The 20,234-nt window shown below is 44.4% G+C and carries 15 protein-coding genes; 10 read left to right on the forward strand and 5 right to left on the reverse strand.

Annotated elements, in window-relative coordinates:
• Positions 1-123: 123 nt before the first annotated feature.
• Entirely contained in the window at positions 124-1,839 is a 1,716-nt protein-coding gene (locus tag ACFPFU_RS24770; RefSeq protein WP_377069286.1) for an Ig-like domain-containing protein, read from the reverse strand.
• Positions 1,840-2,063: 224 nt separating this feature from the next.
• Here ACFPFU_RS24770 and ACFPFU_RS24775 point away from each other — a divergent pair, with 224 nt between their 5' ends.
• The gene (locus ACFPFU_RS24775) at positions 2,064-2,582 is read left to right on the forward strand and encodes a DinB family protein (protein WP_377069288.1); all 519 of its coding nucleotides are present in this window, start codon (positions 2,064-2,066) and stop codon (positions 2,580-2,582) included.
• A complete protein-coding gene (locus ACFPFU_RS24780) occupies positions 2,582-4,099 on the forward strand; it encodes a hypothetical protein (protein WP_377069290.1) in 1,518 nt (505 codons plus the stop codon). The genes ACFPFU_RS24775 and ACFPFU_RS24780 overlap by 1 nt, the downstream gene beginning before the upstream one ends.
• On the opposite strand, the gene porU2 is transcribed toward ACFPFU_RS24780, so the two are convergent.
• A complete protein-coding gene (gene porU2 / locus ACFPFU_RS24785) occupies positions 4,100-9,133 on the reverse strand; it encodes a putative type IX secretion system sortase PorU2 (RefSeq protein WP_377069292.1) in 5,034 nt (1,677 codons plus the stop codon). It lies immediately after the preceding gene.
• Complete coding sequence (locus tag ACFPFU_RS24790; RefSeq protein ID WP_377069294.1) at positions 9,130-10,257, reverse strand: putative type IX sorting system protein PorV2; 1,128 nt, start codon at positions 10,255-10,257, stop codon at positions 9,130-9,132. The genes porU2 and ACFPFU_RS24790 overlap by 4 nt, the downstream gene beginning before the upstream one ends.
• Positions 10,258-10,659: 402 nt before the next feature.
• On the opposite strand from ACFPFU_RS24790, the gene ACFPFU_RS24795 reads away from it, so the two are divergent.
• The 8 genes from ACFPFU_RS24795 to ACFPFU_RS24830 all read left to right on the forward strand — a co-directional run bounded on the left by ACFPFU_RS24795 (position 10,660) and on the right by ACFPFU_RS24830 (position 18,461).
• Positions 10,660-11,001, forward strand: a complete 342-nt coding sequence (locus ACFPFU_RS24795) for a PadR family transcriptional regulator (protein ID WP_377069296.1) — start codon at positions 10,660-10,662, stop codon at positions 10,999-11,001.
• A 126-nt stretch (positions 11,002-11,127) separates the two neighbouring features.
• Positions 11,128-13,026, forward strand: coding sequence for a PspC domain-containing protein (locus ACFPFU_RS24800; RefSeq protein ID WP_377069298.1), 1,899 nt, complete (start codon positions 11,128-11,130; stop codon positions 13,024-13,026).
• Between the two features lie 68 nt (positions 13,027-13,094).
• On the forward strand, positions 13,095-14,495 hold the full coding sequence (locus ACFPFU_RS24805) for an MBL fold metallo-hydrolase RNA specificity domain-containing protein (RefSeq protein ID WP_377069300.1): 1,401 nt from the start codon (positions 13,095-13,097) through the stop codon (positions 14,493-14,495).
• A gap of 39 nt (positions 14,496-14,534) precedes the next feature.
• Positions 14,535-14,993, forward strand: coding sequence for a carboxypeptidase regulatory-like domain-containing protein (locus ACFPFU_RS24810; protein ID WP_377069302.1), 459 nt, complete (start codon positions 14,535-14,537; stop codon positions 14,991-14,993).
• Positions 14,994-15,121: 128 nt separating this feature from the next.
• The gene (locus ACFPFU_RS24815) at positions 15,122-15,691 is read left to right on the forward strand and encodes an RNA polymerase sigma factor (RefSeq protein WP_377069304.1); all 570 of its coding nucleotides are present in this window, start codon (positions 15,122-15,124) and stop codon (positions 15,689-15,691) included.
• A complete protein-coding gene (locus ACFPFU_RS24820; protein ID WP_377069306.1) occupies positions 15,684-16,445 on the forward strand; it encodes a hypothetical protein in 762 nt (253 codons plus the stop codon). Before ACFPFU_RS24815 ends, ACFPFU_RS24820 begins: the two co-directional genes overlap by 8 nt.
• A 29-nt stretch (positions 16,446-16,474) precedes the next feature.
• Complete coding sequence (locus ACFPFU_RS24825; protein ID WP_377069308.1) at positions 16,475-17,500, forward strand: hypothetical protein; 1,026 nt, start codon at positions 16,475-16,477, stop codon at positions 17,498-17,500.
• 34 nt (positions 17,501-17,534) lie between these two features.
• Positions 17,535-18,461, forward strand: coding sequence for a DUF4097 family beta strand repeat-containing protein (locus ACFPFU_RS24830; protein ID WP_377069310.1), 927 nt, complete (start codon positions 17,535-17,537; stop codon positions 18,459-18,461).
• A 25-nt stretch (positions 18,462-18,486) separates the two neighbouring features.
• Here the strand turns inward: ACFPFU_RS24830 and ACFPFU_RS24835 are convergent, their stop codons facing one another.
• Together ACFPFU_RS24835 and ACFPFU_RS24840 are read right to left on the reverse strand one after the other, a co-directional pair.
• Positions 18,487-18,981, reverse strand: coding sequence for a hypothetical protein (locus tag ACFPFU_RS24835; protein WP_377069312.1), 495 nt, complete (start codon positions 18,979-18,981; stop codon positions 18,487-18,489).
• A gap of 10 nt (positions 18,982-18,991) precedes the next feature.
• On the reverse strand, positions 18,992-20,089 hold the full coding sequence (locus tag ACFPFU_RS24840) for a 2Fe-2S iron-sulfur cluster-binding protein (protein ID WP_377069314.1): 1,098 nt from the start codon (positions 20,087-20,089) through the stop codon (positions 18,992-18,994).
• Positions 20,090-20,234 lie beyond the last annotated feature (145 nt).

Genomic DNA, 20,234 nt, shown 5'->3' on the forward strand with positions numbered 1-20,234 from the left:
GTCAGGAATTTAATGGATAAAAACACGAAATCAAACATTAATTCCCCAGGAGACCTGTTATTCAAAAAACTTTTACCCCCCGTACATGGATAGATATGCGGAATTTACTTTATAAATTAACAGTCATTCTTTCAAAAACACCAACCTCTGCGATTTTGTCTTCAGAACATATTTTCCTTTTGGCAATTTTTTAACTTCTATTTCCCGGTTATCGTCAGCGATAAGGAATATGCTGGTCTCCCCGCTTACATCCTGTCCGGATATACTGTATATGCCTATCTCACTCAGTTCGTGGGACGTCCCTTCGAGAATCAGCTTATCTCCAACAGGGTTGGGTTTAAAACTGATATTTGTGTTCCTGTATTTCTCCGTGACAATTGAAATAACATCTGAATATTCGTAACTCCCATCATGATCCGATTGTTTAATTCGATAATAAACCCTTCCTTTTTGCGGGTACTCATCTATAAAAGCATACTTCTGAATCTCATTGCTATCTCCTCCGGCACTTACAATACCCAAGCTTTTCCACTCTTTGCCATTAGCTGAAGTCAGGATATTAAAATGATCGCAATCTTTCTCCTGGGCGGTTTCCCACTCCAGCACCACCCCCTTATCTTTCTCATAATACCCCCCAAAGCTGAGCCATGAAACAGGCAGGGGAACTTGGATTACATCAATATATACAACCGCTTCATCACACTGTAATTCACTTGAATCACAAACTTCATAAGTAAATTCATCTGATCCATAAAATTCTTCATTGGGAATGTACTGAATTTCACCCGTGGCTTGATCTATTACAACCGTCCCATTACTGGGGCCGGTTAAAATTTTAACCGTATTGGAATCAAGTATTTCAATAGGCAAATCGTTCGATAAAACTGTTATGACGACAGGCTCACCTTGATTAGTGGTCCCATGGTCATTATTGGCTGCCAATATGTCAAACACTCCTACTTTATAGGCAGCAAAGGCAGGGTCACTCGTACCATTCAATCTGTACCTCATGCTCCGAACCTGATCATAATTATTTTGATCAATACCGAATGCACTTAAATCAGCCACCCACAATCTTAAATCCCTGCTCCCTTTTATGAATGCCGCACTGTTTCCATTCAATTCATAAAAATCCGCTGACCAGCTTCCCACCCTCACCACTTGTGTGTGATCAATGGCCAGAGAATTACCGATCAAATTCCCTACATCATCGGCCATATATATTTCATCCAGCACACTGCTGGGATCCGCAAATTGACTGACCAAAATATCAGGTATTCCATCTCCGATCTGATCGGGATCAATGATCCCACTAAAATCGAAAATAAGATTGCCAGCCGCAATGTTTGCTACGCCTGTTCCAAAATTCAATCCCTGGATGCCAGAGGTAAGAAATGATGCCAGATTCGGAGGCACATTGAATGGAGGTGGAACTGATATACCATTATCCACTCCGTCATACATCTGTCCTAATCCTATGTAAGTACCGGAAGGTTTCGCCTGAATATTCCTTACTGGAAATGCCTGGTACACCTGAGGTGAAAAAGAAACCCCTTCCAAAGCCAGCCTGTCATCGTTGACCCCAGTAGAATAATTTATACCATTCCATCTAAAACCCAGCAAATGATGTGTATTATCCGGCAAGATTGGATTATGATTCCCCGCCTCGGACGCCCAAAAACCTCCATAATCCGTAAAAATACCCGTAGAACCGCCATAATCCTGCGCTTTTAAAGAGAAGAAAGATGCCCCTATGCATAAGGTTAAACATACAGACTTTAAGAAATGATTCAACATCATTTTTGTAGCCGCCGCAAATCCAATGACTTCCCTTTTCATCTAACTGGTCAAAAAGTGACAAAACATCCATTACCGGGTGTTTATAAAATAACGGTAAAGATAAGTATAATATAGTAGGTTACAACTTATTCAAAAAATAACAACTAAGCCTTTTTGTAATCTTCGAAAATTGAACCCGATTTTTACCTATTTTATTACCACGAACAGGGGTTTTTATTAACTTCAACCATCATAAATTTTGACCGTAAAAAATTAACGCTCTTATGACAAAAAGAGAAGTCTGGCAACGGGGGCCTATAGAAAAGGTTTCCCCCATTTTACAACCCGTTGCACATGCCCTTCTGCAGAGTAACGAGGACATCGAAACCTACACTTCCGGGTTTCCGGACGAATTGTTGTGGAAAAAACCTGTCAACATGGCTTCTGTCGGTTTTCATTTGCGCCATATTCCGGGTGTTATTGACAGGCTTTTCACCTATGCCGATGGCCATTCCCTTACAGAGGAACAACTGGAATATCTCAAAGCAGAAGCAAACGCAAACGGGAATCCCGTAGCCCTAAAAGATTTAATCAATCATGCTCAAAAACAAATCCATGCCGCTATCCATTATCTTGAATCCTCACCGGAGGCCAGCCTTACTGAAGAAAGATTCATTGGCAGGGCTAAAATCCCCACGACAAAATTAGGCTTGCTTTTTCATGCGGCAGAACACAGCCAGCGTCACGTAGGACAGCTTTTGGTGACGGTAAACTGGATCAAACAACTCCATGGGATAACCTAATGGCTACCTCCTCATCTTTTAGGTTTATTCGAAAGTCCCTGTTTAAACACCATCGTAAATCCGGTTTTGCGCTGTTTTTTGCCGCTATGTTTGTAATTTTACTGGCTTGCACCATAACCAGTTTTTACAAATATGGTCCTTATTTCAGCCCGGACACCGTTAATTATTTCAGGATTGCATCGGGCACAGAAACTTCCATGCTGGCAAACTACAGCCCCTTATACCCGGCATTGCTTTATCTGATAAGCCGGTTGTTCTCCTTATCTGTTTTCGAGGCTGCATCTTTGTTGGTGGCAATGGGTTTTATCAGTGGCCTGCTCATTATTTTTCGGCTGTCGAAAACCCTGCTACCTGAAACTCCCCTAAGGTTGTATTTTCCTTTGGCCATCAGCTTTCTGGCATGGTGGTCATTCCGGGTAATGGTAAACGCCCATGCAGACGGGATCATGTATTTGCTATTGTTGGCCTGGCTCTATGTGGGGTTGTTGGTATGGAAATCTGACAGGCTCAGTCATTTCTGGTGGTTGGGCATCATCGGTTCAATCATGATCTGGGCAAAAATCAATGCCATTTTCCTGCTGCCTGTGGTGGTCATGATCTATTTCTTTACTCAAAACATCAAATGGAGGATTCCTGCTTTTTGCCTAATATTATCCCTTGGTGCTTACTTTTACTTTTTTCAAGAGAATATCCTGGTAATAAATATCGGGGAAGGTTTGGCAGACGGGGGAAGACCTCTGGACCATGCTAAAATATTGTTCAATAATATCAGCGCATTATTTAAGGTTTCACTGGGTTACTTTGTTTCGGATCTTGTCACAGAAAGCATTCCCACCTCACTGGCATTTGTTATGGGCACTGTTTTACTCGGAGCCGCCTTTACCCGTCTGCCCCTCCGAAACCGGCAGGATTATTCTCATTCACTGGCTTTGCTGGCATTGACATATGCTGTTCTATTTCTAAGCTTTCAACAATGGATGCTGTACGAAGAAATCAACTACAGGACGCTGTTTCCTTATTTGTTGGCAGGGGGATGGGCTGTATGGATCCGGTGGTCAAAACAGAAACACGATAGGATCATGTTTATCGCATGCGTGCTGATATCTGGCCACACATTCCTGGGGCACCTCCACCTCTGGCAAAGGCCCTCGGTTTCTTCCTTGTTTGAGGTCAGCGGCCTGGCCAAATCCGGTTTGCCACATGCACTCAGAGGCATTACCCACCAAAACAGACCTATCCTCACCGACTTCCCTGAAAAAGCAGAATTACTGCTGATCGAGGATGCTGTCCCCCGGGTGGACCATGTGAATCCCGAAAGCCTCTTTATTAAAGGAAAGAGAAGATTTTTAAACGAACAGCAGAGGGACGGAAACCTTCGTAATTCCGAAGAAATGCTCTCCAAAGGCAAGGCGGTATTGGTGCTGTTTAAAGCCGATGATTATTGGGAATCGTTCGCCATCAAAGCAGGCCTTAATTTTGTTCCCCTGGGCAACGTTACCCTCATCTATAGTGACTGACTACCGCAACAGGTACATTTTTCCGTATCCCTTTTTAAATGCCTTGTCTCCCGCAGTTGCCCGGTGTTCCATGAACTGCCCGTTCTTTCTTACCATCACCCTGTAAATGTAAACCCCGTTGGCTAGCTGGTCGCCAAATTCATCCTTACCATCCCAGGCATAATCCGAGATATTATTCCCTATCCGGATGGCCCCCAGTTCATCCTGAAATATTTCCCTGACCACTTTACCGGTGACGGTCATGATCTGTATTTTGACTTCATCCGGTACCTCTGCTCCCGTAACCGTAAATACAAACCTCACGCTGCTGCTAAAAGGATTGGGATAAGGATAAAAGTTAGTGATCTGGCTCTCATTGATCACTTCAAAGTTTACTTCATAAGGTTTTTCTCCCGCCATATTTCCCGCCGCGTCACTTGCATTGATCCTAAGGGTGTACATGCCGTCCTCCAGCGGGCCGGGCTGAAGCTCTATTTTAAAATCACTGTCTTCTGTAGCTTCAAACCACTTCACCTTTGGACTGCTAAAATTCACCCTTTCAAAATCACAGCCCTCACAGTTCCTTTTCAGCATCAGCTCCATCCCGGTGGTATCTTTTTTTAACGACAACCTGTTTTCATCTTTTACCAAGGCAGAAATCATCACTGTAGGTGAAACGATATCGCCATCCATAATGTAGACGCCGTCAAAATGAACATCCAAAACTGGATTCAACTCATCACGGTTAACCATAAAGTAGTCTGACAAATCAATAATATTGTTTCTATACCGCTGTTCAAGGTGAAGTCTGGGATTGGCAAATACATTCAACGAATTTTTCCCGCCCTTTCCTTTCGAATCAAATACGACGGCAAAGCTTTCAGACTGGCCGGCTTCTACCGGCGGAATCTTTATTTGGGAACGCTCCAGCCTTCTCAGTCCTGGGTTGTTGAACGTATATTCTACAGTTAAAGAATCTGTAAAATCATATTTGGACACATTGGAAAATTCAAACTCCACTTCAGCCTGCTCCCCTTCATAAAGCTCTATATACTCATCCTTGGTTTTCATAAGCAACACCCCCTCAGGCGCTCCGCTATAATTCACCTGCCATTTGTCCAGGAAAGAAGGGGAAGAAGCCTCCATGTCATCCATAACATACCGCAACCTCAGGTAGGGATAATCCGCTGCGCTGAAATTATTCAGGTTCAATTGCTCCTCCTGGAGACCGGAAACCAAGGGGACCTCCCCCCCATCGGGGGTGACCCCAATGATATCAAAATGGGAATACTCAGCATTAAAAACATCATTTTCCTTCACATGGCTGAAGAAACTGATCCAATCCGTTGCAGGCCCCACTCTTGGAGTCAATATCCTGCCTTGGGGAAAATAGCCATCAATTTGGGTTTCAAACCTCAGCACCTGCGCATTGGTCGCTTCATCAGCATTTTTATCCGCTACAATCTCCACTGCATCCCCGGGATCCATACCTTTTCTTCCAAATAATATATATGGATCGCCTGTTTGCAAGCTTCTAAGGGTAGCTTCATTCGCTCCTAATTCCTTTAATTTCAGGTATGCTTCATCCGGCCAGTCTGAGAAAGTCACATTGCCCACAGAAAAAATCACCACATAATCCCCCTCTTTCACACCGTCCACAAAGTCCAGCAACATGGTTTGGCCTTCATTGGTGATCCGGTTATTGCGGATGCTTTGAATCACCTGCGGAACCCGTCCACAGCTTCTTTCATCCAACACGTCGATGGTGACCAAGGGAACCGGTAAATAGGGATCGAGCGTCTGGTGCTGAAATGCCATTAATCCAAGGGACCCGTTGGGGCAAAACCGGTTAAAGGTGTCCAGAATATACGATACGCCGTTGAGCATAATCTGTGTGTTTTCCACGGTAAGCCCGTCGGTCTCCGTCCCGAAAGTAAAAACATCGATATTCAACTGGGTTTCCTGAAAAGTCCATTTTTGGTTGATCAGATCGACTTGTAGGTGGGTCAGTTGGTTGTCCTGGAACTGTCCCAACCGTCTTTGTGTCCATCCTTCGGGTCCATCGCTGATGAACGAAAAACTGCTGTGATTCCATTCTTTGTTTTCCCCTTCCCTGGGTTCCAGGAACCGGGTTCGCCAATAATAGGTCATGGAGTCTGTCATGGAAAACTGCTGAAAGAGATCTACTTTCCATTTGGCCACATTGCGCGTCGTGATTCTGGTCTCCCTTCTGACTGCACTGGAAAAATCCGGTACTGTATCCAACTGTATCACGACATTTCTTTCCTCTATACTGCTGCCGGGTATCTGGGCAATGATTTCCACCATACGGTCATTTACAATTGAAAACTCGGAAGGCATTAGGTTCAAGGTCCCGCTCATAGGGACAAAAATACTGACCGAAACCGCATTGTTTCCGTAGTTAAGTTCTTCTGTCCTTCTGTCTTTATTGATCTCTACGGTAAACGTATTATCTCCAAAGGAATTAATACCTGTGTTCGGTACCGTAACGAAAACAGTATCCTGTCTAAATACTGGGGCCAGCAAATCAGTTTCTATAGGCAGGACCGTACCATCGGGCAACTGCCGGGTAATTTGCAGATCCACAGAATCGAGGCTGACAATCCCGAGGTTTTTGACCACCACTGACAATTCCATAGAATCCAGCAGTGAGTTTAAGGGCTCATCCCCAAACCCTTTTAACCCCACATCCTCAGACCTTACCGCATAATCTGCCTTGTCCGCGGGAAACATCCTGATGGCAGGGTCTCCTAACATAATGATCTGGCTTGCATGGGATTGGTTGACTTCTGAGACACCATACCGGGAGTACAGCAACTTTTCCGCTTCGATTTTGATTTTTCCCAAACTTTGATGAATCAGCGTGGAATCCGCAAAAGCTTTGGCATAAAAGGACTCGCTGTATCTTCTGAGGTAAACGTCGATCCCAATATCCGCATGTGCCATAAAAATAGATGCGCCTCTATCAGGCGTAACTATCCAGTCCTCTCCAAAGGTGTAGGCATCCCCAAAGGCGTTTCCCGCATCACAACCGTTCAGCAAAAGCACAGGGTACTTTCCCTTGTTTCGGTAGCCCATTTCATTGACACTGGCAAAACCGATATCAATATCCGTAGTAGAAGGCGCCGCATGCCCAAAAAAAGTTACCAGGCTCACGCCTTCATTCACTTCTTCCGAAACATTGATCAATTCTACCGATTCATTGGACCGCTTTCGTATCGTATGTACATTTCCTCCCAAATAGATGTCTTCGGCTACATTTTTGAAACCATTCAGGAAATTATAAAAACGCTCCAGCTCAAACGCCGATCGTCCCCCGCTCAGGTGCATGATGTTTTTCTGCCATTCCTCCTGCACCCCCAAGGCGTCCTTCTCTTTGACCTTGTCTAAATAATGGCCCACGTCATCAGGAGTCCTGGCAGGAATTCTCCCAATCGCGATGCTTTGATGCAAGGGAGCCCCGGGATCCAAACCTACGCTGTACTGGTTGTCAGAATAAGGATACCCATAGGCGGGAACGAGTTCCTGAAAATTAAAAAGGTCAGGATTGTTTCTGTAAAAATAAGTAACCCCGCCCTGTCTTCTGCTGTTGATGATGCCATAGGCCCGGCCTACCAAAAGCAAGTAATCAGGCTGATGCCTCGGATGATAGGCCTCCAGGAACTTTCTGATGCCGAGAGGGCTTTTTTCCCCAAATGAAAACTGATCATAGAGCTCATGTACCGTGACAGTCAGGGTGTCATAACTCCCGCCCGCAGGCGATGCCCGGTAAGCCGCGTATGCCGTAACCGGATCACCATAGTTTGCAGCCGGCTTTTTTAATCTGGGATGGGTAATAATCAGATAATCCGCCTTTTGATCCAGCAGGTTCCGAAACCTGACTTTTTGAAGAACATGGGGTTCGATGATCCTGTCGGACCTTTGAACAAGTACCTCGGAATCCCTATCCGGTAACCCTACCCTAAACTCCAGGTTTCCCTGATCTGAATTTAATTGCTTTTTTGTCGGATGATGAATGTCGGTAATGTCATACGCCACATAATTTCTGCTTATATCGTTGATAGAAAGCGCCCGTACTCCCGCTGGAAATCCAAAGACCCTTTTATCAAAATCCCCGCCGCTTACGGGTGTTTCAAAAGCAACCCGGATATAATTAACAGAGACATTGTCAATTGCCCCCTCGACTCCCAGAGAAGTCACCCTGATCACAAGATCGCCATTTTCATTAAAATCGCTGGGCAACAGTTCCTCAACAACGTTTTCTGTCGCAAAATTTTCAAACTCATACCTTCCAAGTTCTCTAAGGTTATTGGGAGACGCCCCCACCTGCAAGGAGGTCAGGTGTGATGAGGCTGACCTTCCCATGATGCCTATTTCCACTTTGGGCGCAGATCCGGCCTGAACCGAGCCGAGACCGTTAAAGTTGAACAAACGGTGATTGCCTCTGGTAATGATTGAAGAGGTCCAACCCTGCCCCTCATCATAAACAGATAGCCGTACATTTGGAAAATATGTCCTCCCCAGGGAATACTGATCGGCGTAATATTGCAAAACCGTTTTGTTATAGCTGGACACTGTTTCCAGCTCGCCTCCCGGTATGTCATCCACTTGCATTCTTTTTCCCCTTATACCTGGAGTAACGGTTAAAAAGAAGGCCGTGGAGTCACTAAAAGTGTTGTAATGGGGATTAGGAAGAATATCCGGTTCCAAATACAGTTCCCTGTCCAAATTGCCGTCGTTTCTTTTCCCTACAAACTCCACATAGTCCTGGGGGCCAAAATCCCCGTCTTCCTCTCCTGCAACAAAAATAGAAACCTCCTCTCCCCGATGGTACATCCGGATATCTCTGGGATCAATTTCCCCAACATTAATACCTGATGCCGAAAGGGATGTTTGACTTAGTCGATAAACGCCGTCGGCCGCGGTATATACTTTATAATAATCCCTGGAATAATCGACCCAACTATTGAATTGTGCCAATAAGGAGTTAGGATGGATTATCCAAAAAAGAAGAAAAAAATAAATTTTTCTCATAAAACTTCCTCGTTAGTGCCCCAACCTTTATTTAATCGAAAATCGTGTTTTAGCGGATTTAAAGATACCTTTACGCTAAAAACATGGGAATAGGGTGTCTCCGAAACACTCCCTATATCGGTAAGGGCATAATCGATCAAAACCTTTTCGCTGACCCTGAAACCCAGCCCAAAACCAGGCTGGAAGGAGCTGTAGTACGAACCGTCAAAATCTCTCAGCCGCTGAAAATTCCCTCCACCTGCCCGAAAATAAGCCGTATTTTTATAACCCACTTCAAAACCCATTCTGGCGTCCATACTCACCAAATCGGTCCTCAGAATCGTATTGCGCATGCCATCGAAAGTAAAATCCAGGTCCACGACAGCCTGGATTCCTATGTCGTCTGTCAGTTGAATATCCCTGGCTATGCTTAAAATCGCCCGGGGGAGTGTCAGTTCAATACTGTTTAATGGGATTTCATTGTTGGTCTGGGCGTAGATATCCCGCACCAATTCTGCCTGATGCGACCACGCATTGAAGGTGGTGGTCACATCCCTGGCCATCAATCCAAACCGCCAGTCATCCAATAAATAAATGGCCCCAAAGTCAAGTCCAAATCCCCAGGCTTTGGCAAACTTTCCCACATTTCTGTGAATGATCTTTGTGTTGGCTCCCATTTTCAAATGATCACTGACATCCCTGGCATAAGAAATTATCAACGCATAATCGGCAGCATTGAAAAACTGTATGTTGTTGTAATTCAAGGCCCCGTTGGCGTCATATAGAAACCTGGTGTCCGGTATATCATCCACCCCAAATCTGATCATCGAAACAGCTATTTGATTGTCTTCCTGGATATTGGTTGAAAATCCACCATAGTCAAACTTAGCTATCCCTGCAAAGTATTCAGCGTGCATCAGGGAAAACTCGTATTCATGGCTTATACCTATTAATGCTGCCGGATTCCAGTAAGCTGCTGTCACGTCTTTCACAGCCGCTACCTGTGCACCCCCCATACCTAATGCGCGCGCACCAATCCCGATATTCATAAATTCATTAGAATATTTGGGTGCAATCCCTTGTGAAAAAACAGGACCCACCACAATCAACCACAACAGCACAGAAAAATATCCCCTGAAAATCATAAGATTAAATAACTTCCCTGATGCAAAGTAAATAGAAAAAACCATTGAAAAGACGGCTCAGAACAAAAATAATCAACAAATCCTTCAGTTAATGTACATTTTCGGACAATCACCTGTACGGAGAAATCACACCTTTTCCACATGTTTTTCCCTTTTTCTCCGGTGTAAAAAAAATTTTGAAAAACCGGTAAATCATAAAATAATATTAAAAATACACTTGAACGCTCAAATTATGTATTTTATGACACTTCAAGGCACTGGCATGACCTGCATAATGCCGGGATATTGGTATTACACAGTACCTTTCAAAAAAATGGTATAGTTTTTTGATGCTATCTTAGAAAAATAGCCCGGTTGAAGATCAATTAGGGAAAGCTAAAGGGCATTAAAAGACACCTGCAAATGAAAGCTTCAAATACGCAAACGCAAATGCGCAAAGGAATTCTCGAATTCTGTATTTTGCACATCATATCAAGAGGGGAAGTATATGCCACGGATATGATCGATGAATTGAAAGCATCAAAACTTATCGTGGTAGAAGGGACCTTGTATCCCCTCCTTAGCCGACTGAAAAATTCAGGATTGGCCAATTACACTTGGAAAGAATCTGATTCAGGCCCTCCGAGAAAATATTATTCCATCACCGAAGAAGGCAATCAGTTCCTCCTCCAACTTCAAAACACCTGGGAAAATTTGGACAAATCCGTGAACCTGATCATCAATGCCGGAAATCGTGACAATTGAAAACGAAAAAACAATCAATAATCATCCTCCAGATGAAAAAAATAACTTCAAAAGCCGAGTTTACAGTCTGTAGCAGAAAATGGTTTACAACGACCCTTTGCTGCCGGGCATAAAAAATATACACAGATGAAAAAGACAATAAGCATCAATATTAGCGGGATTTTGTTTCATATCGAAGAAGACGGATATACCACGCTGAAAAAATACCTGGATGCCATCAATCAGCACTTTTCCCATTATGAAGATAATCAGGAGATCATTACCGATATTGAAAACAGGATCGCAGAAATTTTTCTAAGCAACCTGAAAAACAATAAACAGGTGATCACCGCTGAGAATGTCAGCAACCTGATAGAAAAGATGGGGACCATAGCTGACTTCAAAGCGGTGGAGAAAGAGATGGAGAGCGAAGAAAAGCAAGACGGGGAAGAAAATGATTTTTATAAATACATCACCCCCACTGACCAACAGTCAGGCAAGGCATATAAAAAATTAACCCGCTTGGCCCACAATAAAATTCTGGGAGGTGTATGTGCAGGGTTCGCCCATTACCTTTCCATTGACCCTCTTTGGATCCGTTTAATTACCATATTGCTCCTCTTCAGCGGCGGGTTCAATTTCAGTGGATTCCCGGTTCCCTTCTTTGCCCACGACTTCAAGCTCCATGTGGCCATTGGATGGTGGACGGTCATTGCCTACATCCTGCTTTGGATCATCCTCCCCGTTTCCTATGAAAAGCCAGAAGACAGGAACATAAAAAAGCTTTATAGAAACCCTGACGACCGGGTACTTGGCGGCGTGGGAAGCGGCTTAGCTGCCTATTTCAACATAGATGTCATTTGGATGAGATTGGCTTTTGTGGCCCTGATCTTTGCCGGCGGGTCCGGGTTTGTGCTGTACTTAATCCTATGGATCATCACTCCGGTTGCCAAATCCATTACCGAAAGAATAGAAATGAAAGGCGGTGCCATCACCCTCAGCAACATAGAAAGCACCATACAACAAAACCTCTCGGGAGAAAAAGAGCAAGAGGAATCGACGGGAAGAAAGGTCATTCTGGCGCCCTTCAGGTTTTTAGGAGACGTTATCAACGGGATCGGAAAAGCACTGGGACCATTCGGAAGGTTTTTGATCGAGGTGGTACGGGTTGTGTTTGGACTTGTCATCTTCTTTATCGGCATGTTGGTGTTGATCATCCCGTTGGTTTTTCTGGGGATTTATTCAGAAATCTTAACCAACAGCAGCTGGGGATATGTTTTTGACACTTTGCCGGTGGAAGCCTTGTCTGAGTTACTGCCCTTATGGCTGGCCATTGCTGCATCCGTAGTCGTTTTAATACCAGGGCTGATCCTTACCTTGTTGGGCATCAGTGTGTTGATCAAAAGAAGCCTGATAGACGCCCGGTTTGGTTTCGTTGTTTTCGGGATATGGCTGCTTAGCATCCTTATTTGCTCATTTCAAATCCCCAAAATCGTCAGCCAGTTTAAAGAAAGCGCGTCGCATGTGCTGGAAACACCAGTGGAATGGTCTGAAGGTACTTTGGTCATCAAATCCGAAACCTCAGGAGCTGACAGGGGGGATTTCGGCACCGTTTACCTGACCATAAAAGGCTCCGACCAGGACAGGGCCATGCTTCAGCAAAACTTCACATCAAAAGGGATCAATTATGATGATGCATTAAAAAATGCCTCCGAAGTAGGATACGACTTTAGCCTGACCGATAGCATATTGGTTTTCAATAGGAATTTGGATTTCCCGACCATGATCAAATACCGCGGCCAACAACTTAACCAAACCTTACAGCTGCCTTACAACACGCCGTTTGTTATGGATCGTTCGATAATTCCGATGCTGCGCAATACCTTGTACCAAGATGGCTACAAATCCCGGGACATCAACAGCCGGCACCATTGGGTATTCAATGAGAACGGATTGCTGTGCCTTAATTGTGTCAATGATCACAAACAGTCAAAATCAGACAGCCTTTCAAGGGCCCGGTTCAGCGACAGGTATTTTATGAAGTAGGGAAATGGGAAGAATTAAATGACAAGCTCTCAAATATACCTCTTATATTTGGTGAGAAATAAAAGTTCATGGACGTCAAAATAAAATTTTTGGGCGGGGCCGGCACTGTCACCGGCTCCAGGTTTCTTTTGGAAATAGACCGTCAAAAAATCCTTATCGACTGCGGCCTCTTCCAAGGCCTCAAGGAATACCGGCTGAGAAATTGGGATGCCTTCCCCATAGATCCCGGTGTAGTGGACATGGTATTGCTTACACATGCCCATATCGATCACTCCGGGTATCTCCCAAAGCTCGTTAAAGAAGGTTTCAAGGGGCCTATTTATGTTACAGGACCCACGATGGAGCTGGTAAAGATCCTATTACTCGACGCGGGCAAGTTGCAGGAAGAAGAAGCCCTGTATGCTGCCAAAAAAGGGTATTCGAAACACCCCAAACCTCAGCCGCTGTTTTCTATAGAAGACGCGGAAAAGGTTTTTCCTCTGCTCACCCCCATTGAGTTCGAGGAAGAGATAGTGCTGGACAGACGCGTAAGCCTTACCGCATATACTGCCGGCCATATATTGGGGGCGGCTATACTCAAACTGAAGTTAACAGGAGATCAGCAAGAGAAAAAGCTTGTGTTTTCAGGTGATTTGGGCAGATTCAATGACCCTATCTTATATCCTCCTAGCAAGGTCCCCTTTTGTGATGTGCTTTTTCTCGAATCCACTTACGGTAACCGGATCAACGATTCATCAGATCTTGAAAAAAAGCTGGCCAAAGCCATCCGGGAAACTTATTACAAGGGAGGCGTTTCTGTAATCCCATCTTTTGCCGTGGGAAGGACGCAAATGATTCTTTACTACCTGCACCGTCTCCAGGAAAAGGGCCTCATTCCCGACATACCCATTTACGTTGACAGTCCCATGGCAATAGATGTCACAGCACTTTATAAAAAGTTTCACCATTATCACCATTTGGGCGCTTATTTGGAAGAAAAAGGCTCCAATCCTTTTCAGCATAAAAACCTGCATTATTATCAAAATCAGGAAGATTCTATGAGTCTTAATGATCTGAAGGGCGATGCCATCATCATTTCGGCAAGTGGCATGGCCACTGGCGGAAGGATTCTGCATCATTTATATCACCGGCTGCCCAACGAAAATGACAGCATCATTTTTGTAGGTTACCAATCAGAAGGCACACGGGGACGCAAAATACTTGATGGGGAAAAAACATCGAGAATATACGGCATAGATGTCAGTGTAAAGGCTTCCGTATACTTTATAGACGGTCTATCCGCGCATGCAGATCAAAACGAACTGTTAGAATGGTGTGAAGGCTTTATCAGCAAGCCTAAATATACATTTTTAATCCATGGCGAGAAAAAAGCGTCTATGGATTTGGCCGATATGCTAAATAAACAGCTTCACTGGAAAGTCATCGTCCCGGAATATTTAGAGTCCTTTAGTTTATTTACAGGCATTTGATTTGAACCGTTTTTGATAAATCTTAAAGATCTATTTACGATGAAAAAACTGCTATATTTCTTGTTGGGTTTTGCCCTGCTTGCCGGCTGCAGGTCGGCTAAAATCAGCACCCAGGGGCTAAAAGGCCAGGTCTTTTGGGTGGAAGGCAATCAAATGCCTCTTATATCAGAAAACGGTCAGGCACTTCCGGAAAACGCCTCCAAAAAGCCTGTTAAACGGACCATTAAAATCCATGAACTTACCCATATCAATGAAGCGAGACTGGGGGATTACCTCTTAGGCGATATTGAAACACCTCAGGTAGCCCTGGTTGAAACTGATGAAGAAGGACGGTTTTCTGTTGAACTGCCCGAAGGGATGTACTCCGTATTTACCATAGAGGAGCAAGGTTATTTTGCGAACATTTTTGACCTTGACAGTTATATTAATCCTGTAGAAGTAAAAAAAAAGCGATGGACTTCTGTTGAAATCATCATCAACTATGAAGCCGCCTATTGAAACATTTTTTTCTAAAAAACTGATTTAAAGAAACTTTTTGAGTATATTTTTTAGGGAAAGATTTTTCCTACACAGGGTGCAACCTTTTTGTCCCTTCTTGTATCTACTTAATTGTAAGACAAAACAAGATGCTTATCCGAAGAAATTTTACCATAGAAGCGGACGTGATTGAAGGCTGTCTCCGGGGTGACAGGAAGGCCCAGCGGCAACTTTATGATCAGTATGCCGGAAGGTTTCTCGCCATATGCATCCGGTATGTCAAAGACAGGAATCTCGCAGAGGACGTGATGATAGAAGGCTTCATGAAGATATTCGAAAAACTTCCGCAGTTTGAAAGTAAAGGCAGTTTTGAAGGGTGGATGAAGAGAATCATAGTCACTCAGTCCCTATTGACTCTGAGAAACAACAAAAACCTGTCTATGGAGGTCCATATTGAAGACGATGATGAGATGGTGGAAGCTTCTTATGAATTCAGCCATCTGGAAACCGATGAACTGCTGAAAATGGTGGAAGAACTGCCGGTAGGATACAGGACGGTATTTAACTTATATGCGATTGAGGGATACGCGCACAAGGAAATACGGGATATGTTAGGCATTTCAGAAAACACCTCCAAATCCCAATTAAGCCGGGCCAGGGCATTATTGAAAACGAAGCTATCCCATTACCAAATAAAAGAAAGGAGCAGCAATGGCTAAGAAATTTCAAAACATTGATCAGCTATTTAAAGAGCATCTTAGGGATTATGAAATAAGCCCATCCCCCTCCACTTGGGAAAGACTGGATAACCGGATGTCCGGAAACAGAAAACCCGGCTGGCTGATCTGGGGAAGATGGGCGGCGGCCATGTTGGTGGTAGGCACTTTCAGCTACCTGCTTTGGCAGTACCAACCCACTCCGGTGCCAGCAGAAACGAATGAAGTGGCGGAGATCTCTCCCACGCAAGCGCCTCCGACTTTACCTGATTCAGAAAATACCGCTACGGTTGAAAATGATTCAGAAAAAGCTCCCGACGGCCCAATGGCGCCTCGCCTGGCGGAGTCAGCCGGGACCGGACCGGTCCAAAAGACCACAAATCGTCAAAAAAACGACAAACCTAAACACCGCCAACAGGAAGCGCCTGTGCTACAGGAAGCTTCCTCCGCCGACCCGGTACCTCTGGCGGAAAACCTTCCACAGGAATGGCAGGAGCCCTTGGATCTTGACATCCCTCCTCTCGAGCTGGATGACTTGATAGCCGATAGTTTCGGCAGTTCCGAAGTGGCGTATAAAGTCAGGATTGTATCAAGGGGTTATGCCATATCTCCTGACAAAGAAACCCTTGTCGACGGGATTGAAAATAAGATAGGCGGCTTTTTCAATAAGGTGGATCAGGGGTTTGCTGAAATCCAGGACGCTAAAAATAACCTGCTTGTTTCATTGACAACCAAAAAGGAAAAAAACAGAAAATAAGCCAGCTATCCATAAACAACAAATCGATTATGAAAAAATATCTTATCGCCATCATTTTAATGGCAATTGTACAGCTTGCCTTTGGCAAGCCCCAAGTGGAGCCCGACCGGCCTTTAAATGACAGCATCATCGTAGAATTCGGCAAATCAGGCAAGGTGGTATTTGTCATCGACAACCCCGAGGATTTTGAACGGCTAAAAAGCATGGATATCAATCAAATTATCCGTGAGCTGGATCTTCCTGAACAAGAAAAAAACGGAGAGGTTACCGTCGTGGAAATACGCCAAAAAGACGGGGTTAAAGAAATCATCCGCGTATATGAAGGTGGGAATGAAACGGAAGTGGCCATCGGCAGATACCGGCTTATTGTGGACGAATCCGGACAGAAAACACAGGTAAAGGTGGAAACCTCCCCCAAAGAGAAAAAGGACCCTCCATTCAGGACCTATTTTAATGCGGATTTAGGAATCAACACTTTCTTTGAAGACGGAAGCATACCGGGAGGCGGGGCCCCCTATGCCGCCAAAGGCTGGGGAAGTTGGAATGTGGGCGTCAACTGGATGGCAAGTCAGAGACTCAGCAAAGGTGCCTATTGGGATTTTGGCTTAGGAGTAAGCTGGTACAATTTCAAATTAGATAATCCCAATAACCATGCGGTGGGATCTGAGGACGGCATCAGCTTTATCAACCGGACAGACGTAAACGGAATGAAGAGTAAGATATCTGCTTCTTACCTCAATGCCCTTACCATGTTTAAGTTGGATTTTGGCAAAATAAACGACAGTGGCAGAAACGGTCTCAGGGTGGGCATTGGCCCTTATGCCGGGTACCGGCTCGGAGGACGAAGCAAATTTGTCTATAGAGAACCCGGCGGTTCCGGCCGAAAAAAAGAAAAGGACCCAGCCGGGAGCTACCTCAACAACTTCCGGTATGGACTTAGAGGTGAGGTGGGCTTCAGAAGCATCACCTTTTTCACTACCTATGACTTTAATCCCCTATTCCACAAAGATTTAGAGCCTACCCTTAACCCCTTTAGTTTCGGGGTGGTGTTTTAATCCGATAACCACAAAAAACCAAACCATTACCCTTATGAAAAATAAAATACCTTCAACGCTTTTTGGCATGATGCTATTGTTTCTCTCATCAGCCATGATGTCCGTAGCTCAGCAGGATATCCGTAAAACGTTTTCCGGTATCGATAAACTCGAAATGGAAGTCGGTGCCATAGAAGTGAGTTACACCGGTTCTCCCAATACTTCGGAGATAAATCTTCATGCGATGCTTGGAGAAAATGAAAATACCGATAAAAGCCTGATCATGGTGACTGTGGGCAACACCCTTAAAATCTCATACAGGCCTCCTTCCGAGCAAAATAGAGGTACATCAAAGAGATTTATTGAGCTTAAAGGACCAGAATCCATTGAGCTTAAAATTAAAAACTCATCCGGTCTTCTTGCAGTCAGTGGCGTAAAATCCCAGCAGTCCCAACTCACCGTCACCTCCGGTAATCTGCGGGCAAAGGACATGTCAGGGAACCTCCAGTTGAAGGGGACTTCCGGCAAGGTTACGGCGTCAAACATCACCGGAGACATCACCTTTACTATGACTTCCGGAATAGCGGAGATTGATCAAATCGATGGTGACGTTGACTTTTCCTCCACCAGCGGGATGCTAAGAGCCAATAACATATCGGGAAGATTGAACGCGAAGCTGACTTCGGGAACAATGCGGTTGGACAATATCGGTGAACTGGGCCAGTTATCCGTCACTTCGGGCAATATAAGAGCAAAAAATGCCGGGTTGGGCAGTGGGACTTCGCTACAAGGCTCTTCGGGAAACATTGATATTACCACACAAAGTCAGCTTGAAGCCTTTAATTACGACATCAAAGCAGGCAGTGGGTCGGTAAGGGTGGGCGATCAGTCGAAACCAAAATTTTTAAACATCCAGAACGGCGCCCAACATACCATAAAAGGGAATATCGGTTCCGGATCTATCCAAATTAAAGACCTGTAATACTCGGAAAAGATATGGTGGCGGATCAGTCCCGGCGGTTGATTTCAAAAACCATATCTTTTTCTTCTCCCTTCAAGTTTAAGGATTTAACGATCCTGTCAGGAGTAGGCTTGCCCAAAGAAACAAACATCAGATTTACGGCGTAAAGCACTGTGAACCCCGGATTTCCGTAAAACAAAAGTCCGGCAGCACAGATGATGCCCACCCAAAAAAGAAGCCAAAACCTGGTCAACGTGGCCTTTGCATATTCACTCATCTTTTCCTCAAGATCTTTGGAACCTCGCCGCAATTTTTTCATCGAATTTCTAAACCCATTGTACTGGAAAAGTAATAATGCGGACGCCACTCCCAGCACAAAAAAGTTCAGAAACCCGGGAAGATCCGGCACATCGATGCTCATGGTATCACCGGTGGTGTATAAATAAACCAATGCAAAAACGGGAAGAGGAAAGGCTATTAACAGCAAAACATCCCTCTCCAAAATCCGGAATTTCCTTTTGATGGCCGTCAACCTGTCCATATTTCATGGTTTATTCAATGTTGATTCTGATGTTGGGGCCAGTTGGTCTGGCAGAACAGCATAAAATATATCCTTCTTTGATTTCATTTTCGCTCAAGCCTGCGTCTTCATTCATTTTTACCTCACCTGAAAGCAACTTGCCTCTGCAAGCGGTACACAGTCCGCTCTGACAGGAGTACGGCATGTCCAAATCTTCAGCCAAGCCGGCCTCCAATATGGTTTTTCCCGGGATGACCTCTACGATATGTTCTTGTCCATCCAATATGATGGTGACCGACCGGACCACCTGACCGTTTGTATCTTCCGGTATTTCATTCCCGGAAGGCTCCAGATAAAAACTTTCAGAATACAACCGTTCTTTTTCATATCCTGCAGCCAATAAAGTCTCCCTTGCCAAATCCATAATTCCCTGAGGGCCGCAAAGGAAAAACCTGTTGTCCCATTCCGGTCCAATAAATTTAACATTGACAAAAGCCTCGATTTTTTTTGAATCCAACCTTCCCTTCAACCCTTTCCAATCACCTTTAGGCTGACTAAGATTATGGATAATTTCCAACCTTCCTGCGTACTTTTCACGGAGATTTTCGAGCGCTTTTCCAAAAATAATCAAATCCTCTGTCCTGCTGCAATACAAGAGACTGACTTTAGATTCAGGTTCATTGACCAACACGGATTTGATAATCCCCATGATAGGAGTAATTCCACTCCCGCCGGCAATCATTCCGTAATGTCGCTTGTTTTTGGAATGGTAATCCGTGATAAAATTACCCATTGGTTTCATGACGGATATCGTCTTCCCTGGCCTGAAACGGTCATTGATATAATTGGAAACCAATCCCTCCTTCAGTCGCTTCACAGTGATCGCGGGGAACGGATCTACATACGGAGAAGTACACAAACTATAAGATCTCCTCTCTTCTTTTCCGTCAATTTCGAGAATGACCGTCAAGAATTGGCCTGCTTTGTAATCCAAAAAAGGTTCTGGCTGGTCAAAATAAACAGTAATGGTATCAGGAGTTTCCACGACGGTCTCCCTTATCCTGAGTGTAAGGTAATTGTTCGTCCGAACTTGGTCCTCCTTGGTTTTCTTAAATAAATTAAACAGCATTAGCAAAGTAATAGGAATAATTTTCAAATCTCATTAAGACGGCAAAATTAGTGCCATGCTACATATTTCACACAAGCACCAATACGTCGCAGTATTTTAAACCTCAACGGTTCCTTTAAGGTTCTTTGTATTTTCTATTTTTTTT

The sequence above is a fragment of the Negadavirga shengliensis genome, from assembly GCF_042652345.1.
Lineage (GTDB): Bacteria > Bacteroidota > Bacteroidia > Cytophagales > Cyclobacteriaceae > Negadavirga > Negadavirga shengliensis.

Bases quoted from the DNA above. Each gene is read 5' to 3' on its own strand.
- ACFPFU_RS24770 (WP_377069286.1), bottom strand. From the start codon at position 1,839: ATGAAAAGGGAAGTCATTGGATTTGCGGCGGCTACAAAAATGATGTTG.
- ACFPFU_RS24775 (WP_377069288.1), top strand. From the start codon at position 2,064: ATGACAAAAAGAGAAGTCTGGCAACGGGGGCCTATAGAAAAGGTTTCC.
- ACFPFU_RS24780 (WP_377069290.1), top strand. From the start codon at position 2,582: ATGGCTACCTCCTCATCTTTTAGGTTTATTCGAAAGTCCCTGTTTAAA.
- porU2 (WP_377069292.1), bottom strand. From the start codon at position 9,133: ATGAGAAAAATTTATTTTTTTCTTCTTTTTTGGATAATCCATCCTAAC.
- ACFPFU_RS24790 (WP_377069294.1), bottom strand. From the start codon at position 10,257: ATGATTTTCAGGGGATATTTTTCTGTGCTGTTGTGGTTGATTGTGGTG.
- ACFPFU_RS24795 (WP_377069296.1), top strand. From the start codon at position 10,660: ATGAAAGCTTCAAATACGCAAACGCAAATGCGCAAAGGAATTCTCGAA.
- ACFPFU_RS24800 (WP_377069298.1), top strand. From the start codon at position 11,128: ATGAAAAAGACAATAAGCATCAATATTAGCGGGATTTTGTTTCATATC.
- ACFPFU_RS24805 (WP_377069300.1), top strand. From the start codon at position 13,095: ATGGACGTCAAAATAAAATTTTTGGGCGGGGCCGGCACTGTCACCGGC.
- ACFPFU_RS24810 (WP_377069302.1), top strand. From the start codon at position 14,535: ATGAAAAAACTGCTATATTTCTTGTTGGGTTTTGCCCTGCTTGCCGGC.
- ACFPFU_RS24815 (WP_377069304.1), top strand. From the start codon at position 15,122: ATGCTTATCCGAAGAAATTTTACCATAGAAGCGGACGTGATTGAAGGC.
- ACFPFU_RS24820 (WP_377069306.1), top strand. From the start codon at position 15,684: ATGGCTAAGAAATTTCAAAACATTGATCAGCTATTTAAAGAGCATCTT.
- ACFPFU_RS24825 (WP_377069308.1), top strand. From the start codon at position 16,475: ATGAAAAAATATCTTATCGCCATCATTTTAATGGCAATTGTACAGCTT.
- ACFPFU_RS24830 (WP_377069310.1), top strand. From the start codon at position 17,535: ATGAAAAATAAAATACCTTCAACGCTTTTTGGCATGATGCTATTGTTT.
- ACFPFU_RS24835 (WP_377069312.1), bottom strand. From the start codon at position 18,981: ATGGACAGGTTGACGGCCATCAAAAGGAAATTCCGGATTTTGGAGAGG.
- ACFPFU_RS24840 (WP_377069314.1), bottom strand. From the start codon at position 20,089: ATGCTGTTTAATTTATTTAAGAAAACCAAGGAGGACCAAGTTCGGACG.